This is a genomic window from Streptomyces sp. CNT372 (genome assembly GCF_000377145.1).
In genome coordinates this window covers 460,360-479,562 of record NZ_KB897781.1, presented here as the reverse complement: position 1 = coordinate 479,562, position 19,203 = coordinate 460,360, and the positions used below count along the sequence as shown (strand labels likewise).

15 protein-coding genes and 2 pseudogenes are annotated in these 19,203 nt (G+C 68.1%); 10 read left to right on the top strand and 7 right to left on the bottom strand.

Features of this window, described 5'->3' with window-relative positions; all coding sequences use genetic code 11:
* The first annotated feature begins 153 nt into the window (after positions 1 to 153).
* The 3 genes from C593_RS0114970 to menC are packed head-to-tail and all read left to right on the top strand — an operon-like array spanning position 154 to position 3,141.
* Complete coding sequence (locus C593_RS0114970) at positions 154 to 1,236, top strand: M20 family metallopeptidase (protein WP_018848111.1); 1,083 nt, start codon at positions 154 to 156, stop codon at positions 1,234 to 1,236.
* A complete protein-coding gene (locus C593_RS0114965; RefSeq protein ID WP_018848110.1) occupies positions 1,233 to 2,003 on the top strand; it encodes a GNAT family N-acetyltransferase in 771 nt (256 codons plus the stop codon). Before C593_RS0114970 ends, C593_RS0114965 begins: the two co-directional genes overlap by 4 nt.
* 25 nt (positions 2,004 to 2,028) lie before the next feature.
* Entirely contained in the window at positions 2,029 to 3,141 is a 1,113-nt protein-coding gene (gene menC / locus C593_RS0114960) for an o-succinylbenzoate synthase (protein WP_018848109.1), read from the top strand.
* A 542-nt stretch (positions 3,142 to 3,683) separates the two neighbouring features.
* Here the strand turns inward: menC and C593_RS0114950 are convergent.
* Positions 3,684 to 4,082, bottom strand: coding sequence for a PIN domain-containing protein (locus C593_RS0114950; protein WP_018848107.1), 399 nt, complete (start codon positions 4,080 to 4,082; stop codon positions 3,684 to 3,686).
* Positions 4,079 to 4,363, bottom strand: a complete 285-nt coding sequence (locus tag C593_RS0114945) for a hypothetical protein (RefSeq protein WP_018848106.1) — start codon at positions 4,361 to 4,363, stop codon at positions 4,079 to 4,081. Before C593_RS0114945 ends, C593_RS0114950 begins: the two co-directional genes overlap by 4 nt.
* Positions 4,364 to 5,128: 765 nt before the next feature.
* On the opposite strand from C593_RS0114945, the pseudogene C593_RS0114940 reads away from it, so the two are divergent.
* A pseudogene (locus C593_RS0114940) lies at positions 5,129 to 6,214 on the top strand (IS701 family transposase); the annotation flags it as partial.
* Between the two features lie 531 nt (positions 6,215 to 6,745).
* Here C593_RS0114940 and C593_RS0114935 read toward each other — a convergent pair.
* On the bottom strand, positions 6,746 to 7,102 hold the full coding sequence (locus tag C593_RS0114935; protein WP_018848104.1) for a hypothetical protein: 357 nt from the start codon (positions 7,100 to 7,102) through the stop codon (positions 6,746 to 6,748).
* A gap of 260 nt (positions 7,103 to 7,362) precedes the next feature.
* Between C593_RS0114935 and C593_RS29745 the strand changes: the two genes are divergently transcribed.
* Both C593_RS29745 and C593_RS31735 read left to right on the top strand, forming a co-directional pair.
* Positions 7,363 to 8,508 (top strand): GNAT family N-acetyltransferase, encoded by a 1,146-nt coding sequence (locus tag C593_RS29745; protein ID WP_051093688.1) that lies wholly within the window; start codon positions 7,363 to 7,365, stop codon positions 8,506 to 8,508.
* Between the two features lie 60 nt (positions 8,509 to 8,568).
* A complete protein-coding gene (locus C593_RS31735) occupies positions 8,569 to 9,354 on the top strand; it encodes an alpha/beta fold hydrolase (protein WP_158686849.1) in 786 nt (261 codons plus the stop codon).
* Here the strand turns inward: C593_RS31735 and C593_RS0114920 are convergent.
* Positions 9,292 to 10,584: an MFS transporter gene (locus C593_RS0114920; RefSeq protein ID WP_018848101.1), complete on the bottom strand. Its 1,293-nt coding sequence runs from the start codon at positions 10,582 to 10,584 to the stop codon at positions 9,292 to 9,294. The two genes, C593_RS31735 and C593_RS0114920, sit on opposite strands and share 63 nt — an antisense overlap.
* A 56-nt stretch (positions 10,585 to 10,640) precedes the next feature.
* Between C593_RS0114920 and C593_RS31730 the strand changes: the two genes are divergently transcribed.
* On the top strand, positions 10,641 to 11,249 hold the full coding sequence (locus C593_RS31730; RefSeq protein ID WP_078521518.1) for a CGNR zinc finger domain-containing protein: 609 nt from the start codon (positions 10,641 to 10,643) through the stop codon (positions 11,247 to 11,249).
* 398 nt (positions 11,250 to 11,647) lie between these two features.
* On the opposite strand, the pseudogene C593_RS31725 reads toward C593_RS31730, so the two are convergent.
* The 3 genes and pseudogenes from C593_RS31725 to C593_RS0114895 form a co-directional block, all read right to left on the bottom strand.
* A pseudogene (locus C593_RS31725) lies at positions 11,648 to 12,884 on the bottom strand (IS3 family transposase).
* Positions 12,885 to 13,202: 318 nt separating this feature from the next.
* Entirely contained in the window at positions 13,203 to 14,558 is a 1,356-nt protein-coding gene (locus C593_RS0114900; RefSeq protein ID WP_026277706.1) for an MFS transporter, read from the bottom strand.
* A 207-nt stretch (positions 14,559 to 14,765) separates the two neighbouring features.
* Positions 14,766 to 15,803, bottom strand: a complete 1,038-nt coding sequence (locus C593_RS0114895) for a substrate-binding domain-containing protein (RefSeq protein WP_020610317.1) — start codon at positions 15,801 to 15,803, stop codon at positions 14,766 to 14,768.
* A gap of 185 nt (positions 15,804 to 15,988) precedes the next feature.
* Between C593_RS0114895 and C593_RS0114890 the strand changes: the two genes are divergently transcribed.
* From C593_RS0114890 to C593_RS0114880, 3 genes are all read left to right on the top strand, one after another.
* Positions 15,989 to 17,278, top strand: a complete 1,290-nt coding sequence (locus C593_RS0114890) for an ABC transporter substrate-binding protein (protein WP_018848096.1) — start codon at positions 15,989 to 15,991, stop codon at positions 17,276 to 17,278.
* A gap of 203 nt (positions 17,279 to 17,481) precedes the next feature.
* Positions 17,482 to 18,273 carry a carbohydrate ABC transporter permease gene (locus tag C593_RS29740; RefSeq protein ID WP_018848095.1) on the top strand — a complete coding sequence of 264 codons (792 nt, stop codon included), beginning with the start codon at positions 17,482 to 17,484 and terminating at the stop codon, positions 18,271 to 18,273.
* Positions 18,263 to 19,189: a carbohydrate ABC transporter permease gene (locus tag C593_RS0114880; protein WP_018848094.1), complete on the top strand. Its 927-nt coding sequence runs from the start codon at positions 18,263 to 18,265 to the stop codon at positions 19,187 to 19,189. The genes C593_RS29740 and C593_RS0114880 overlap by 11 nt, the downstream gene beginning before the upstream one ends.
* The last annotated feature ends 14 nt before the right edge of the window (positions 19,190 to 19,203 follow it).

Sequence of the window (19,203 nt, the reverse complement as noted above, 5' to 3'; positions counted from 1 at the left end):
GTCCAGGTTGTCACCACGGCACCAACCGGCGCGCTCCCGCCCTGCCTAGCGTGGCGGTCATCCCAACCTGGAGGACCCATCGTGCCGGTTGACCAAGAACCCAGCCCCCCGCGAGCGGACGCCGCGCCCGTCCCCGCGTTCGACCTCGGCGCCATGCTCGCCGACCTCGAAGAACTCGTGACCTGCGAGTCGTACTCCGCCGACCACGCCGCTGTCGCCCGCAGTGCACAGGTCGTCGCCGACCAGGGCAGCCGGCTGCTCGGCGCCCGCCCGCAGACGCTGGTCGTCGACGGCGTCACCCACGTCCAGTGGACCTTCGGCACCCCGCGCGCCCTGCTGCTCGGTCACCACGACACCGTCTGGCCGATCGGCTCCCTCAAGACCCACCCCTGGTCGGTGGAGCAGGGCATCGCCCGCGGCCCGGGCGTCTTCGACATGAAGGCCGGCCTGGTCCAGATGTTCCACGCACTCGCCGCCCTGCCCTCCCTCGACGGACTCTGCGTCCTCGTCACGGGAGACGAGGAGGTCGGCTCGGACACCTCACGTCACCTCATCGAGGACCTGGCACGTCAGTGCGCGGCCACCCTCGTCCTGGAGCCCTCCGCACCTGGAGGAGCGCTCAAGACCAGCCGCAAGGGCGTCTCCCTCTACGACATCACCGTCCACGGACGCGCCGCCCACTCCGGACTCGAACCCGAGAAGGGCATCAACGCGGCCACCGAACTGGCCCACCAGCTCCTCGCCCTGAGCCTCGTCGCCGACACGGTCAACGCCCAGACCGGACCCGGGACGACGGTCACCCCCACCGTGATGTCGGCCGGCACCGCGAACAACACCGTGCCCGCCCGCGCCGACCTCAGCGTGGACGTACGGGTGCCGAACGCCGCCGCCCAGGACGCGGTCGACCAGCTGATCAGGACCCTGAGCCCGGAACACCCCGGCGCGCGCCTGAGCATCGCCGACGGCCCCAACCGCCCGCCCTTGGATGGGGACGCCTCGGAGAAGCTCTTCGTCCTGGCCGACGACATCGCCTCACGTCTCGGTCTCGGCCCCCTGCGGAACGCGGCCGTCGGCGGCGCCTCCGACGGCAACTACACCGCCGGAGCCGGCTGCCCCACCCTCGACGGCCTCGGCGCCGTTGGCGACGGCGCCCACGCCGACCACGAACACGTCGTCACCGCCACGATGCCGGACCGCGCCCGGCTGCTGGCCCACCTCGTCGGAGCGCTGCAGTGAACGCACTCGACCTCAGGGAACTCCACACCATGGAGGACCTCGACACCGTCAGCCGCCTCTACGCCGACATCTGGGGGACGGACGCCGACAGTCCGCCTGTCTCCGCGGAAGTCATGCGCGCCCTGTCCCACGCGGGCAACTACGTCGCCGGCGCGTACGAGAACGGCCGGCTGGTTGGCGCCTCCGTCGCCTTCTACGGCGAACCCGTCGGCACCACCCTGCACTCCCACATCACCGGCACCGCCCAGGGACGCGGCATCGGCCTCGCCCTCAAACTGCACCAGCGCCAGTGGGCCCTCGCCCGCGGAATCAAGCGCATCACGTGGACCTACGACCCGCTGATCCGCCGCAACGCCTACTTCAACCTCGTGAAGCTCGGCGCCCGCCCCGAGGAGTACCTCCAGTCGTTCTACGGCGCCATGGACGACGCCATCAACGGCGGCGACGAGTCCGACCGTGTCCTGACCGCCTGGGACCTGACCGCGCCCGCGGGGCCGTACACCTTCGACCTGCCCGCCGATGTCGCCCGTGGTGTCCGCAACCACGACGGCCACCCTGTGATCGGCCCGACCGACGCCGGCACCGTCCTCATCGACCTCCCCGACGACATCGAGCCCCTGCGCCGTACGGACCCGGGCGCCGCCCGCGACTGGCGACTGGCCGTACGCCACACCCTCGGCGGCCTGCTCGCCGAGGGAGCCCGCGTCGCCGGCTTCCACGACCGCCGCAGCTACGTCCTCCACCGCACCGCCGGCACCGCCGCCTGAACGACCCACCAGGAGTCACCCGCACATGAAGACCACGATCTCCGGCGTCGAACTGCGCCGCATCGCGATGCCGCTCGTCGCCCCGTTCCGCACCTCCTTCGGCGTCGAGACCAGCCGCGACGTCCTGCTCGTCCGCATCGTCACCTCCGACGGCATCGAAGGCTGGGCCGAGTGCGCGGCGATGTCGGAGCCCCGCTACTGCTCGGAGTACGTCGACGGTGCCCAGTACGTCCTGCGCCGCTTCCTCGTCCCGGCCCTGACCAAGAACCGGGTGGACGCGGCGGCGGTCGGTCGCGTACTCGAACCCTTCACCGGCCACCACATGGCGAAGTCTGTTCTGGAGACCGCCGTTCTCGACGCCCAGCTCCAGCTGTCGGGGGAGTCCTTCGGCTCGTACCTGGGCGCGGCACGCGACCGCGTCCCCTGCGGTGTTTCCGTCGGCATCATGGACTCGATACCCGAGCTGCTGGACGCGGTGGACGGCTACGTCGCCGAGGGCTACGTCCGGATCAAGCTGAAGATCGAGCCCGGCTGGGATGTCGAGCCGGTCCGCGCCGTCCGCGAGCGCTTCGGCGACGACCTCCTCCTCCAAGTCGACGCCAACGCCGCCTACACCCTCGTCGACGCCCAGCAACTCGCGAAGCTCGACGACTTCGGCCTGCTGCTGATCGAACAGCCCCTCGCCAACGACGACATGGTCCAGCACGCCCAGCTCGCCAAGCTGCTGCGCACCCCGATCTGCCTGGACGAGTCCATCGAGTCCGCCGCCGACGCCGCCGCGGCCATCTCCCTGGGCGCCTGCTCTGTCATCAACATCAAGCCGGCCCGCGTCGGCGGATACCTCGAGGCCCGCCGCATCCACGACCTCGCCCGCGCCCACGGCGTCCCCGTCTGGTGTGGCGGCATGCTGGAGACCGGCATCGGCCGCGCCGCCAACGTCGCCCTCGCCGCCCTCCCCGGATTCACCCTCCCCGGCGACACCTCGGGCTCCCACCGCTACTTCGCCACGGACATCACGGAGCCCTTCGTCCTCGCCGACGGTCACCTCGACGTCCCGACGGGCCCGGGCCTCGGCATCGAGCCGCTCCCGGACGTCCTGAAGGAGGTCACCACCTCCACCGAGTGGATCGCGCTCTAGTCCTCGGCACCGGACAGTCGATCTTCCGAAGGCTCCCCGGGCACGACCGCGCGCGGGGAGCCTTCGCCGCACCTCGTCTCCTGCGACGGAACGGCCCGACCGGATTCAGCCCAGGACACGAACGCAAGGGTCCACCGCTTCGGCACAGTGAGAGCACCGCACCGCGTGACAGCAGGAGCGCTTCCACCCGCCGAGCATCCACGACGCCACGCAGCCCGCCCGCCCCGCCGACAAACCATCCTCCCCGGCGCGACGGTGGGCGGGCACCACGACTACGACGGCAGTAGTTCGTACCACCCAGCGGCGCGGATTCGCCCAAGGCCGACGGCTGTCGTGTACGCGAAGCCGTCCAGTAAGGCCGCCGCATGCCCGCAGTCCCGCCTCTGACGGTCCTGCGGCCCAGCGACCGGCTGTAACCCGAAGCCCACCTGGCCGGCGCCGGCATGCACGAGCAGTCGTCCCTGGATCACCAGCGTCCTTGATCGCCGATTGCCCCGCTGTCGGCATCCCGACGTTGCGCGGGCCCGCCGCGGTGTCACGCATCAGATCTTCTCGGTGGTCACGCCGGGGTGGTCCGTGGTGAGCATGGTGATGTCCTCGACGTCGGACGTCAGGATCGTAACGCGGCCCGGCTGGGCGAGGGCGGTGGCGCAGAGCATGGCGTCGATGGCGTACTTGTGGCCGTGCAGCCCGGCGGTGCGCAGCAGGGTGGCGGCAGACTGGGCGACGACCTGGGTGACCGGTTCGACCCGCAGTCGGGACAGCGTCCATTTCAGGGCGGCGTCGTTGATCCGGGGGTGGATCACCTCAACGAGCACGGCGGCCGAGGTGATCACCGGAACGTCGGCGTCGCGGGCAGCGGTGAGCCATTCGTGGACCTCTCGGTCGCGCTGCACCGCCTTGGCCAGGCCCTCGCTGTCCAGGATGAGCGCGCCGCTCACGCGGCCGCCCCGGCCTCGGTGGCGGTGCCAGAGCTGAGCTTGGCCCGTTTGGCTGCCACGGCCTCGGGATCGGCGGGGCCGTGGGTCTTGTCGAAGTCGGCGATCAGTTCGTCCAGGTTGTCGCGCTCGATCTGCCGTTGCGCGGCCTTCTCCAGGTACGCGGATACGCCCCGCTTGCCGACCCGGTCACGGATCGCTTGCAGGGTGCCGGCCGTGAGGGAGACGGAGATACCGCTGGTGGGACCGTCGCCAGGAGGGAAGTCGGTGTCGTCATCAGCCATGACATGAGTATGGCATTTGAAATGCCATACGGCGAGATCCTTCGGCGGCGATAGCCTCAAGGCCCCTCTGAGGCAGCGAGCGTGCGTCAAGATTGCGCCCGAAGTGCCCGTAATGCCTATCGGTCTAGAGTCCGATTTGCGTCACGCGAGCCCCTGAACTGCGGTTTTCTTTGACATGTTTTCTGTTGACATGTTTGCGATGACGCATCACGTGGAGTGCGTCGCGATCCTTGAACCGGCCGCAAAGGGCTCCTGACCTGCGGTTTCTCCCGTGCGCATTATGTGCGGTGTGGGCGTTACGGGCGATATCTTGACGCTGAAATGACGCTCGTGACGCTCATTTGACGCTCGTTCTGATGGGTCGTCAGGTGTCCTGTGTGGCTGGTCAGGAGATCTGCCGCCTACGTAGATGTGCAGGTTGTTGGGAGCTTCGTGACGCCAAGCGGCTTCGCTGCTTCCGTGCGGCACGTCCAGCAGGTTCTGCGCCTCCCTGCCGGCGGTGGTGATCTACTCCGGCCCCAGGCGAGCGCACCTGTCGGGCTCGCTGTCGCTCCCGCTCCGACTGTGCGAGGGCCGCTCGTACTCTCGTAGCTCCTGCGACAAGGCGATTCTCGCCATGGATTCCCTCGCCTCGGCGCGGGAGGACTCTCGTGCCACCGGCATTCATGGCCTGGCGGAGACGGACTCTTCGCTGCCTGGCTATTGGGGGGCGCGGCGGCGGGGGCTGCTTGGGGTGCGGCCAGGGCCATTGCCCGCTGGCGGGTGATGTTCGACCAGGTCATGGGCCGGATCGCGGGCCGCTTCGGCCGGGTCGAGCCGAGGGCGAGTGCCCGCGCCTGTCTGCTCGGGCTGCTGTCGAAGACGGAGCGGAAGAACTGCTGGCAGTTGGCCGAACAAGCCGGACACATCCGGCCGGGCCCGATGCAGCGGCTGCTGCGCTACGCCCGTTGGGACGCCGATGCCGTCCGCGACGACCTGCGTGCCTACGCCGTCGACCACCTCGGCACGGACGGTGGTGTGCTGATCGTGGACGAGACCGGTTTCGTGAAGAAGGGCCGGGCTTCGGCGGGAGTGCAGCGGCAGTACACCGGAACCGCCGGGCGCATCGAGAACTCCCAGGTCGGCGTGTTCCTTGCCTATGCCACCAGCCGGGGACGGGCCCTGATCGACCGTCGGCTATATCTCCCCGAGCAGTCCTGGTGCGCCGATCCCGAACGCCGCCGGGCGGCCGGGATACCTGACGAGATCACGTTCGCGACCAAGCCCCGCCTGGCCTGCGAGATGATCGCCGCCACGCTGGACACCGGGATCAAGGCGCCGTGGGTGACCGGCGACGAAGCCTACGGACAGGACCCACGGCTGCGTGCCGCTCTGGAGGCACGCGGCACCGGCTACGTGATGGCCGTCGCCTGCTCGACACGGGTGCGGATCAACCACGGCCGCACTGCCATCCGCGCGGACACCGTCGCCGCACGGCTGCCCGCCACCGCCTGGCAGCGGCACAGCGCCGGAGCCGGTGCGAAAGGCCCGCGTCACTACAACTGGGCCTGGGTCTACATCGGCACCGGTGAACACCGCCACCCGCTCGTCCGACGCAACCGCACCACCGGTGAACTGGCCTTCTACCTGTGCTGGTCACCCGCCCCGGTCACCCTCGCGGAACTGATCCGTGTCGCCGGCATCCGCTGGAGCGTCGAGGAGTGCTTCCAGGCCGCCAAGGGCCAGGTCGGACTCGACCACTACCAGGTCCGCAACTGGACCTCATGGCACCGGCACATCACCCTCGCCATGCTCGCCCTGGCTTTCCTGACCGCCGTCGCCGCCGACGCGGCGAAACGGCCCACCGATCCGTGCCACCCCACCCGCAGCAGCGACCCGATCCCCCTGACCGTCCCGGAGATCCGCCACCTGCTGACCACCGTCTTCGGCCCACCGGCCCTGACTGCTACCAGGATGCTGCACTGGTCAATCTGGCGCAGACACCACCAAGCAACAGCCCGCCGCAGCCACTACCGACGACGGTCGACCGCCGAACCCACCTGATAGATCGCGAAACCAGACTGGAGTACTAAGGCCCACACGGCGGCGGGTCGCCCGGACGAAGGCATCCGGGCGGGTCCTTCTCCCACCACGCTGCTGGGTGCCGCTGTGGCCTCTTGCCAGTGCTGCGCCTGCCGCACCGCGGCGCTTGACGGGGCCCGTACGGCAGGTGGATGCGGCACTTGAGGCAGAGGCATCCGACGACGGTGTTGACGATCCCCACCGGGACGCCTCGATCGCGTATCCAGGACGTGGGCACGACCGGGACGACAGTGCTGGCCGGGGACGGACGGCTCCCGCGCCGGGCCGAGTCCGGTTGGCGCGGGAGTCCGTTTCTGTGGCTCAGGTCCGGGGAAGACGTGCGTCGTCAGTGCTGGTGGTGGGTCGGAAGAACACGGTCGACGCGAGCCGGACCTTCGACCCGGGGGTGAGGAGTTCCACCGTCCGAGGCCAGGCGGTGGGTTCCGGAAGGTCGAGCGCGGCTGAGAGCCGTGCGGCGAAGCGGGGCATCACCGGAGCGGTCCCCGCGGCCAGCAGGCGGGCCGCTGCAAGTTCCAGGGCGACGGCCGTGCGGCTCTCGTCGTGCCAGTCGACGGTGTCTTCGACCAGCCTCTCTGCGGCGCTGAAGCGCACCACGTCCTCGACGATGCCGTCGAGTTCGGCGGCCGCCTGGCGTAGCGAGAACCCGTCCGGCCTCATCCCAGCCGCCTCCCCCCGACTACGACATCGTGGTGACGGGGCGTACCAAGGGGCCCGACGCCCCTGTCCCACAGGGTGACTTGGATGACTACGAGGCGAGGGGCGCGACCTGGTGGTTGGAGGCGATGCCCGACCTTGCCACGCTTGATGAGGCGCAAGCCATAGTCGCCGCGGGACCGCCCAGGAACTAGTCCAGCGACCTCCTGTCTTGCGCGGGCGCTGCACAGACCAAGTGAACAGACGATGATCCGGGAGTAAGAGTGAGCAATATCCAGCTTCTTTCCCTGGCCGAAGCGCAGCAGTCACAGGACTGGGCCGGACTGTGCGGCTCGGCGGACCTCTTCGCCCATCCCACGTGGCTGGCGATCGAGCGCACAGGATCCGGTCCATGGGTCCCCGCTGGAAACGGCTGCCTCGCACTGACAGAAGGCGGGCGCATGATCGCGGGGATGACTCTGCAGCAGTTCGACATGACGGTCGACGACGTCATCGTGCGAGCGGACAGGATGATGCACTCGCATGCAGCGTGGAGCGATCTGGCCCAGGAAGAACTCGAGGACACCCTGCTGCCGTCTCTGATGTGCGGCGGCTGGTTCAACTCCCGGATCCTGGACCTACCCGGCACACCGCGCGAAGAGGCCCAGACAGCTCGGCGAGCACTCATCGCCGAGAGTATCGCTGTGGGACGCTCCTGGGGCAGCGCTACCATCGTCTACCCCTACCTTGATGCCGCGAGGACGGAGCTTCGCGCCGACCTTCGCGATGCTGGGTTCGTGGAGATACCGGCACCGAACCGGCATGTGTTCCACAGCGACTACCCCAGCTACGACGAGTACTTCGACAACGTCCTGAGAAAGAAGACGAGGAACCAGATACGCCGAGAGCTCAAACGGTTCGACGAGGCGGGTGTGAAGACCGCGCACGAACTCATGGACGGCTCCAACGTCGAGAAGCTGGCACAGCTCGCGCACAACCTCGAGCTCAAGTACGGCCAGAAGTCCACCTTCGAGCAGATGGCCGGGTGGTTCTCCGCCATCGCCCAGAACACACGAACCTCCGTTTTCACAGCCGAGCTCGACAGCCGGCTCTTCGCCATGAGCATGTGGGTGCACTACGAAGGCCGCATGTACGGGTTTCACTGCGGCTTCGACTACGAGGTGGGCGAAAGGCTGCACACATATTCGGTTGTCGTCTACCGCCTGCCCATCGCCTTCGCCTGCTCAGACCCCGACACGCAGCACCTGGAATACGGAGTGGGCGGCGACCATGCCAAGCTCACCCGGGGTACAGAGGCATTCCCGCAGGTGCTGAGCGTCAAGCCGCTCACTGCCAAGGCGGAAGCTGTCGTCGCGCGTCTGCAGGACGTACCCGATGGCCTCGTCGGCCCCGTGGGCACGTGGGTGTGACGCCCCGTGTATGTGCGCGCAGATCCCCGGGGGCCCATGGGCGCCCCCGCACCGCGGAACATGCTGCTCGGTCACGGCGACAGCGGACCGAGCACAGGCAGTCCCATTACCGTCGTGCTGGTGCACGGATGGTCGTGCTCACGACGCCAGTGGAAACATCAACTACCGGTGCTGTCCCGGCGCTACCGCACCATAGACCTAGATTTGCCGGGACACGGGGATAGCCCTGCGGATCTGCTGGCCGAGCGTCCAACTGTCGAGGCGCTGGCTGGCTCCGTCGTCGCGCTGATGAAGGCCCGCGCGCCGAGCGGGCCCGTCGTGGTCGTTGGACATTCGCTCGGTGCCGCGGTGGCGATCGAGGTCGCACGTCAGCAGCCCGGGCGTGTCGCACACGTCATCTCTCTTGACGGACTTGTCCACTTAGGAGTGTACGAGAAGCAGGATGAAGCCGCAGCGGCCAAGCTCTTGGAACCGCTGGTCGAGGACTTCAGACGCTGCGGGGACTTCGGCGCCGCCGCAGTGCGCATGCTCGACGGATTCATCCTCGCCCGTGACCGCCTGCCTCGTGACGAGCTGGCTGCCACGTGTTCTGCTCTCAACGCCCGTTTCGGTTTGGACCTATACCGCTCGATTCTCTCGTGGGACATGCGGGAGGCCCTGGAGCACACGGCGGTTCCGGTAACCGCCGTGTGCGCTGCGGCTACCCTGTCGCCGCAAGTGCAGCGTCGCTATGGCACCCGGCTCAGCCTCGTACCTGTAGCAGGCGTTGGCCACTTCCTGCATCTAGAGGCTCCCGAGGTCGTCACCCCGCTCGTCCGAGAATTGATCGACACGGTCACCCGATAGGACAGCCGCTCTCTGCTCCTGCGGTGATGCTGTGCCTTTCGGTGACCGTGCTTCGTGCCCGCGACCGGCCGCTGTGAAGATCACGAAGGTCACTGCGGCAATGATCTCGAAGCCAGCGGCCACGATGAGGGAGCCGGAGAGGGACCAGGTGGCGATCGGCCCCCCGATACCTGCCCCGACTGCATAACCAGTGATCTTCAGACTCGCGCCCGTGGTGAAGATCTGGCCGCGCAGCCGCTCCGGCGCCTCGCGGTGACGCACTGCGAACAGTGCGATCAACTGCGGCCCCGCTCCCGCTCCGGCGAGCACCATCGCCAGAAAGAGGGGCACTGGCGAGACCGTGGCAGCGAGAAGAAACGCGGCAGCGAGCACCAGTGTGCTCCCAAGCACGGCGGTATCTGGACGCAGCGAGTCAGGGCGCTTCGCTACCAGAGCGTTCGCGGCAAGGGAGGCGGCAGCAAGAGCAGCCAGAAGGAAAGTACCGGAGCCCGTCGTGCCCAGCGCGCTCTCACCCAGGAGAGGACTGCACGTGACAAGCATGCCGACACCGATGTACGAGATCACGGATGTGACTGTGGCCCGGGCCAGGAGCTTGGCGCGCACGATGGCGATGAAGCCGGAGGCCAAGTCGGTGACAACCGATGTCTCTGGGCCCTGACGGGACGCCGCAGGGTTTTTGGGTAGCGTCCACGCGGCCGGCAGCGCGAGAACGATCAGCGCGACAGCCGCAACGACCCCAGAAGTGGCACCAGCAAGGATGGCGATCGCTCCGGCGAGGGCCGGTCCCGCCAAGCTCGCAAGGTTGTAAGTCATGGCGTCGAGCGCGTTGGCCCGCGGCAGCCTCTCGGGCTCCACCAGCCGGGGAAGCTGTGAGGTCCACCCGCCAGCCAGGGCGGGACCGAGGAGCCCGCCCAACACGGCAGTCGCGATGACCACAGGCAGCGGAAGGTGCCCCAAACTCAGCAAGATCACTAATAGGACTGCGGAATAGGCGGCCAGGGCCCCGGTCAACAGCCGCCCTGGCGTTGCCGACCTGTCGAGCATGGCCCCGAACACGGGTCCGCCGACCGCCGCCGAAATCATGATCCCTGACAGGAGCGCCGACCCCGCCGAGGCAGAGTTAGTGACCGCTATGCCCACCAAGAGCAGAGCCGGACCCGACATCTCATCGCCGGTGCGCGCAGCTGCGGCCCCGGCAATGTAGAGCGGCAATCTGTAACGTGTCAGCATAACTTTTACGTTACACGGTAACGCTGGATCTTCCCATAGGCGTTACGCTGTCCAATGTGCCCCCCAAGAAGCAGCTCCAAGACAGGCCCGAGAACGGCGGGGACGCCAGAGGCGACTGGTACACCCGCCACTCCGTCTTGCAGACCGCTCAGCGTGCCGCTGCACTCGTCAATGTCCTGGCTGCAGAGAAGTCCACGCCGGAGGATGTCGCGACTGTACTGCGCGAACACGGCGAGGCCGACCCGCTGGTAGTGTCATGCGAGGACGTGAAGCAGATGCGCGTCGTTGCTGGTTCCTTGCGGGACGTATTCACCTCCCCCGATGTAGCGGAGGCTGCGACCCGCCTGAACCGGCTCCTAGCGGAGGGATCCGGCCCGGCCCGTCTCACCTCGCATGGTGGGCGCACTCCGTGGCACATCCATCTCGACGGCGACGACGAGGCACCGTGGTCGGAGTGGTTCCTCGCCTCCTCCTGTATGGCCATGGCCGTCCTCATCTGGGACCGCCAGCGTCCCCCCGGTGGCGTGTGCGCATCCTCGCGCTGCACCAACGTTTATGTCGCAGGCGGCAGTGGAGCACCTCGTCGGTACTGTTCAGGTCGCTGTGCGACACGGGAGCGCGTCGCAAGCCATCGCCGCTCCCGGCCCGCCTCGGAACGAAGCTGAGACCACCGACACGCGAATGCCCGACAGCATGAAGCGCGGTCGTGCTCCCGAGTTGCTGGTCCAGGTGCCGGTGGCGGCCACCGCTCCCAACTAACGCTGCCGAGACAGCCTCCGAGCACGTCGGTGAAAACCTCCGGAGGCACCGGCCGCGTCTGCCTACGCAGTTGACGGTCTGCGTACCTGAATGCAGGGCAGTTCCGGCATTCGCCGCACACTTCCCGTATGACAGTTCGCGCCAGCAGGCAACGTCCAGATCAACCGCTTGGATGCCTACCGCTCGTAGAGTGTCACCTGTGTACGGAATTCAACCCCCGCCTCGCGTCCACCTACTGGATGTGACATCTGCCATAGGCGGCGTCCAGGAAAGGGACTGAACCGTTCCGGGATCGGTGGAGGCTCTATGCGTTGACTCCAGCCGCCGGTTGGGGCTGGTGTTGAGCGTAGTGGTTGGTCTCGTGTTCGTGGGGCGGGATGTCGCCGATCGCGGTGTGAAGGCGCTGGTTGTTGAACCAGTCGGGCCATTCCGCGGTGGCCAGTTCAACGTCCGTCAGGCCGTGCCAGGGCTTGCTGGGCTTGATCAACTCCGTCTTGAAGAGGCCGATCTGGGATTCCATGAGCGCGTTGTCCAAGGCGTCGCCGACGGCGCCGATGGAGGCGTCGATGCCGGCCTCGATCAGGTGCGCGGTGAACGCGAAAGATGTGTACTGACTGCCCGCATCGGAATGGTGAACCAGTCCCGGCCCCACGGGGGTTCCGGCCCGGTCGCGCCGCCATAGGGCCATGTCGAGGGCGTCGAGGACGAGCTTGGCCCGTTTGCTGGTGGCGGCGGACCAGCCCACGATCGCCCGCGAGAACACGTCCACGACGAACGCCACGTAGACGACCCCGGACCAGGTGGCGACATAGGTGAAGTCAGCCACCCAACGCTCGTTCGGACTGGACGCGGTGAAGTCGCGCCTGAGCAGGTCCGCGGCCCGCTCCTGGCCGTCGTCGCGGAGGGTGGTGCGGATCTTCTTCCCGCGCCGGGCGCCCTCCAGGCCGAGGTCGCGCATCAGCCGGGCGACGGTGCAGGGTGCCGCCGGTATGCCTTCGCGGTGCAGTTGCCGCCACACCTTTCGGACCCCGTAGACGCTGAAGTTGTCTGTGTGGATGCGGTTGATGTGCGCCTTGAGTTCCGCGTCGCGGACCGCCCGGGTGCTGGGGGTGCGGTTCTTCGCCGCGTAGTCGTCGCGATCTTGAGTCCGTGGCCGGTCAGGACACGGCAGATCGGCTCGACTCCGAACACCTGGCGGTGTGCGTCGATGAACGCTACGAGCGTTTCGACGGCCGGTCGAGCTCGGCCGCGAAGAAAGCCGACGCCGCCTTCAAGATCTCGTTGGCCCGTCGCAGCTCGGCGTTCTCGGCCCGCAGCCGCTTGATCTCCGCAGCGTCCTCGGACGTGACGCCGGGCCGCTGGCCGGCGTCGACTTCGGCCTTGCGGACCCAGGTCCGCACCGTCTCCGCCGCACCGATCCCCAGCTTGGCTGCGACTGCCTTCATCGCGGCCCACTCGGTTGGGTAGTTCGGACGGATCTCCGCGACCATGCGCACCGCGCGCTCACGAAGCTCGGCAGGGTAGGGGGACGGACGCGCCATGACTCGATCCTCTCAGGGAATCGAGCCTCCATCAGACCCGGGGCGGTTCATCACGTGGAGTGCGTGGCGATTTTGGAACCGGCTGCGAAGGTGCTCTGACCTGCGGTTTTCTTGGGTTCCTCAGGCGTGGACGGTGCTGCTCGACCTGTTTTCCGAAGTGCACGACGTGGACTCTGCGGAGGGGGCCGGGCAGTGCAGATGACCTGCTGTTTTCTGGGGCGGCCGCGTCGCCCGACGGTCTCGGACCGGACGGTGAGCATGGCGCCCAGAGCGTTGCCGAAGGAGCCGAGCGTCTGTTCCCCGGTGGGTGGACGCCGGTCACGCGGGCAGGTCGGCTCTCTTGTCCGCCTTCCGGGGCACGACCCGGATCCGCGGGACGCGGCGGCTCCACCCGAACGCGAGCCGATGGTCACCGGCTCTGAGCAAAAGGAGGCCGGTCGCCGTCGCGGTGACAGCCGCCACCACGCCGGCCGCCCCGAGGCCGGTACGGGCGCCGTACGTGTCGGTGATCAAGCCGACCACCGGAGCGCCGAGAGGCGCGCCGCCGAGGAGGACCATCATGTACAGCGCGGTGACCCGCCCGCGGAACGTCGGGGCGGTCGAGGTCTGCATGGTGGCATTGGTGGTGACGTTGACGACCATGGCGAACAGGCCCATGGGGATCATGAGCAGCGCGAAGCTCCACAGGGTCGGTGCCGCGGCGGCCACGGTCTGCAGCGCGCCGAAGGCCAGCGCGGCGAGGAAGGGCAGTCGCCGCCGCGCGCTCTCGTGTCGGGCGGCTAGCAGCGCGCCTGCCAGGGAGCCGGCCGCGACCAGAGTGTTGAAGAGGCTGTATGCGCCCGCCCCGGCATGGAACACGTCGTCGGCGAAGGCGGAAAGGTGGACGGGGAAGTTGAGGGCGAAGGTCCCGAAGAAGCCGACGAGGACGATGGGCCAGATCAGGTCGGGGCGACCGACGACGTACTGCAAGCCCTCACGCAGCTGTCCCCTTCTGTGCGGGGCGCGCTCGACGGTGTGCAGTTCGCGGCGCCGCATCAGCGTCATGCAGGCCAGCGGCGCGGCGAAGGAGACGCCGTTGAGGAGGAACGCCCACCCCGTGCCGATGCCCGTGATCAGCAGGCCCGCGACGGCCGGACCGATCAGCCGGGCGGACTGGAAGTTCGCGGAGTTGAGGCCGACCGCGTTCCGCAGCAGTTCCGGGCCGACCAGCTCGGAAAGAAAGGACTGGCGCGCGGGGTTGTCGAGCACGGTCGCGAGGCCCACGGCGAACGCGGCGGCGTACACGTGCCAGACGTGGACCCGGTCGGTCAGGGTGAGGACGGCGAGCGCGAGCGCGGTGAGGGCCATGGCCACCTGGGTGGCGACGAGTATGGGGCGTTTGGGCAGGCGGTCGACGAGAACGCCGCCGTACAGGCCGAAGAGCAGCAGGGGCAGGAACTGCAGGGCGGTGGTGATACCGACGGCGGTCGACGAGCCGGTGAGACTGAGGACCAGCCAGTCCTGGGCGATGCGCTGCATCCAGGTGCCGTTGTTGGAGACGACCTGGCCGAGGAAGAACAGCCGGTAGTTCCTCACCTTCAGTGAGGACAGTAGAGGTGCCCTGGCGGAGAGGGGGCGGAACGGACCGCGCGTGTCGTGTGTGGGGGCGGAACCGGTTCCGGGTTCCGTAGTCAATCGGGTTCGCCTCCTGGTCGTCGTCCGACGGGCGGGCTTGGGGGCGCGGCTCCGGCGCCATCGGGGCGGGCGGTTCGCCCCGGCGGCCACGCCCGCGGCGTCAGCGCGTCAGTGCGTCGGCGCCCGGCGCGAGGGGCGTGCCGGTCGCTTGCGCGGGAGCGGTGGTGAAGAGCCTCAGGTCCGGGTTGGCGAGAAGAAGCGGTCCGGCTACGTGACCGGGGACGTCGCGGGCGCCGAGGTCGAGTCGCGGACCACCAGGGTCGGCCGGTGCAGGATGGACTGGCCGGTCTCCCCGCCGTCACCGTCCATGACCTGGCGCAACCTGGCGAACGCGGTGGCCGCCATCTCCTCCACCGGCTGCCGCACCGTCGTGAGCGCGGGCATGGCCATGCCCGCGAGCATGATGTCGTCGTAGCCGGTCACGGAGACGTCGCGGCCGACCACCAGGCCCGCCTCCCTGGCGCCCGCGACGACGCCGAGCGCGCACACGTCGTTGATGGCGACGATCGCGGTCGGCGGCCGGGGCGCAGAGAGGATCTCCAGTGCGGCGACACGTCCGAGTTCGGCGGCGTCCCGGTCGTCGAAGTCGACCGTGTCGGCTCCCGACCACACGAGGCCGGCCGACCGGGGGAGACCGGCGGCGTCGAGGGCCTGCCGGAAACCGCTGTAGCGCTCGGCCCGGTTGACACTCCCGATCGAGCCCGACACGAAGGCCAGGCGCGTGTGCCCCAGAGCCAGCAGGTGCTCTGTCGCCAGGCGCATGCCGAGAACGTTGTCGGTCCCGATGTTCACCGCGCGGTGCGGATCACCGGGCTGGGCGGTGCGGTCGAAGGCCACGAGTCCCAGTCCGGCCTCGACGGTGGGCTTCACGTGGTCGAGTGAGGGAAGGGACGAGCACAGGACGACCCCGCCGATGCCGTCGCCCCAGAGTTCCTCCACATAGCGACGCTCCCGCTCCGGGTCTCGCTCGCTGTTGCACAGGAGCATGTAGAAGCCCTCCGCCAGCGCCGCCGCTTCGAGATGCCGGGCGAACGTGCCCCAGAACGGATTGGCCACGGACGGCACGATGAGGCCGAGCATCTGGATCCGTCCGGTGCGCAGCTGCTGGGCGGCGCGGTTGGGGCGGTAGCCGAGGCGCCGGATCGCCGACTCCACCCGGGACCGTGTCTCGGGCAGCATCTTGCCGGTCCGGCCGTTGAGCAGGTTGGAGACCGTGCTCGGGGAGACCCCCGCTTCCTGTGCCACCTGGTAGATCGTTACCCCGGCCACTGACCCACTCCCTATGAATCGGAAACCAAATGTTTCCGCTGTGTTGACAGCCCGTACTGCCGTTCCTAGTCTCGTGCATCGAAACACCAGTAAATCGATGCACTACTCAAAACGCAAGTTCGTCACCCGCTCAGTACGTACCTCTCAGCCGGGAGTCTCCTATGCGCCCACGTACGTCGCCCCTCTCCAGAAGAAGACTCCTCGGACTGGGTGCCGCCGCAGCGGCAGGCGCCGCACTGTCCGCGTGCGGCGGTCCCGCACCTCAGGAGAAGGGAGGCGGTGACGCCTCTCTGCGGCTGCTCACCCCGATCTTCGACCGGGCGGACGGACAGAAGCTGCTCACCTCGCTGCTCGCGGACTTCAAGAAGGACCACCCGGGTGTCAGGGTCCAGGTGGACTACACGGAGTACGGAAAGCTCAACGAGAAGCTCGCCACGTCGATCGTGGGGGGACAGCCCTACGACGTCATGCTGATGGGTGTGGGCTGGATCCCGCCCTTCGTCGAGAAGGGCGTGCTCGCCGATCTCGGGACGAGCCAGTCCGAGCTGGACCGCCTGTACAACCCGCGTGTGGTGCAGCCCGGGATCTACGAAGGCAGGACATACGCCCGCCCCATCCTGCTCGACACCCGGATGGGCATCTACCGCAAGGACATCCTGGCCGAGGCGGGAATCGACGCACCGCCGAAGGACCTGACCGAGCTGAAGGAGATGGGCAAGGAGCTGACCGTCCGCGAGGGCGGCAAGCTGATACGGGCCGGCGTGGACATCCTCAGCAACGACCTGCGTCAGACCTATCTTCCCGTCATGTGGGCGCACGGCGCCGACCTGTTCGCCGAGGGCAAGCCGGCCTTCGACTCGGACGAGGCCGTGGACGCCCTCCAGTGGATGGTCGACATCATCCGCACGGAGAAGATCGAGGACTACGGCTTCACCCAGAAGGGGGCGGTCGTCGCGCCTCTCGTCCAGGGCCGGGCGGCGATGATGGTCGGACACAACGACATGTGGCGGCAGGTGTCCGAGAGCGCCCCGGAGCTGATCGCCGAGGACAAGATCGCCGGTTTCATGCTGAACCAGCAGCGTCCGGCGCTGTTCCAGGGCGGCACGCTGGCCACCTTGTCGGCGAAGACGCGGTACCCCGAGCAGGCCAAGGCCCTGGTGGAGTTCCTGTCGGGGGAGAAGGTGTCGCCGCAGGCGGCCGAGCAGCGCGGCAACATCCCCGCCGTCCTCAGCGCGGCGGACTCCGACTACGTGCGGAACAACAAGCTCGTCTCGTTCGCGGTGGACAACCTGGACCACGCCTTCTCCGAGGGCGGGGTGCCGACCTGGCTGGAGATCCGTGAGGAGTTCAAGCCGGCTCTGGAGAGCGCCCTGCTCGGCAAGTCCAGCCCGGCCGACGCCCTGCGGGGGCTGGCCGAGAAGGCCGAGGCCATCATCGCCAAGGGGGCGTGACCCTGGTGCCCAGCCATCCGGTCGTAGAGACGGCAAGTCGACGCCCGGCCCCGGTGCATCGATCCACCAGAGTGCCGGGAGCGACGCAGCGCGGTGAAAGGCCCCGGCGCGAGGGGAAGTTCGGGCGTGAACGACGCCGGGTAGCCCTCCTTCTGCTGGCGCCCTCGGTCATCCATCTCGTGTGGTGGATCGGCATCCCGGTAGTGGCGACCTTCGCCCTGGCGTTCACCGACTACGACATCCTCGCGGGCACAGTCACCTTCAACGGTCTGGACAACTTCCAGGAGATCTTCAGCGACCCGACCTGGAACGCGTCCATCTGGCACACGGTCGTCTTCACCTTCTTCACCGTGCCGGTGGCCATGGCGATCGCGGTCGTCCTGGCACTCCTGCTCAACGTGAAGATGCGGGGGGCGGCCTGGTACCGGACGGCGGTCTTCATGCCCCACGTCACCGCGACCGTGGCGATCGCCCTGGTGTGGATGTGGATGTTCGAACCCCGGCTCGGTGTCGTGAACACGATGCTCGGCTGGGTCGGCATCGACGGGCCGGTGTGGCTGGCCGACCCTGACTGGGCGCTGACCGCCGTGATCGTGGTGAGCATCTGGAAGGGCATCGGCATCAAGATGCTCATCTACCTGGCCGCCCTGCAGGCCATGCCGGACGACGTGTACGAGGCGGCGAGGATCGACGGCGCCTCTCCGGTGCGGCAGTTCTTCTCCATCACCCTGCCGCTACTGAAACCGGCGACGTTCTTCGTCCTGGTGGTGTCGATCATCGACTCCTTCCAGGCGTTCGACCAGCTGTACGTGCTGACGCCCGACGGAGGGCCCGGCAACTCGACGACGGTCATGACGTACGAGATCTACCGCACGGCGTTCAAGGAGTTCAACATGGGTGCGGCCTGCGCGCAAAGCGTGGTGCTGTTCGCCTTCCTGCTGGTGCTCATGCTGATCAGCCGACGTCTCACCGGGAAGGAAGACGATGTCCGCTGAGAAGCTCTCCGCCGGCACCGCGACCGCGGTGACCCCGCGTGCGAGCAGACCCCTGCTCGCCCGGCGACTGCGACGCGTGGCGCTGCACCTGGTGCTCGGCACGGTGTCGTTGGCGATGGCCGTCCCCTTTCTGTGGATGATCATCACCTCGCTCAAGACCGACCCCGACCTCGCCTCCTACCCCCCGGGGCTGCTGCCCCGGATCTGGGACTGGGACAACTACCCGGAAGCCCTGGAGTACGCCCCCTTCGGCACCTACTTCCGCAACAGCCTGTTCATCTCGCTCGGGCACACGACGCTCAACCTGGCGCTGGCCTCCATGGCCGGATACGCCCTGGCCCGTATCCCGTTCCGGGGCAGCACCGTGATCTTCATGGGTGTCCTGGCCACGATGATGATTCCGACCTACACCAAGATCGTGCCCCAGTACCTGATAGCCAAGGGCATCCCGTTCTTCGGCGGCAACGACTATCTGGGCAGGGGCGGCCACGGCTGGCTCGACTCGTGGTGGGGTCTCATCATTCCCGGCGCGCTCACGCCTTTCGCCATCTTCCTCTTCCGGCAGTTCTACCTCTCCTTGCCACGCGAGCTGGAGGAGGCCGCCCGCATCGACGGCATGGGGGAGTTCGGCATCTACGCGCGGGTGATGACACCCCTGGTCAAGCCGGCCATCGCCACCGTCGGCCTGCTCACCTTCGAGAGCAGCTGGAACAACTTCCTGTGGCCGCTGATCATCACGACCGACACCGACCTGCGCGTCATCCAGGTGGGACTCTCCGCCTTCCAGCAGGCCGACCAGAACGCCTGGGCCTACATGATGGCCGGCACGACGCTCGCCACGGTCCCGATGGTGGCGCTGTTCCTGCTCGCCCAGCGGTACTTCGTACAGGGCTTCGCCAACTCCGGCATCAAATAGGCCCCTTGCTCAAC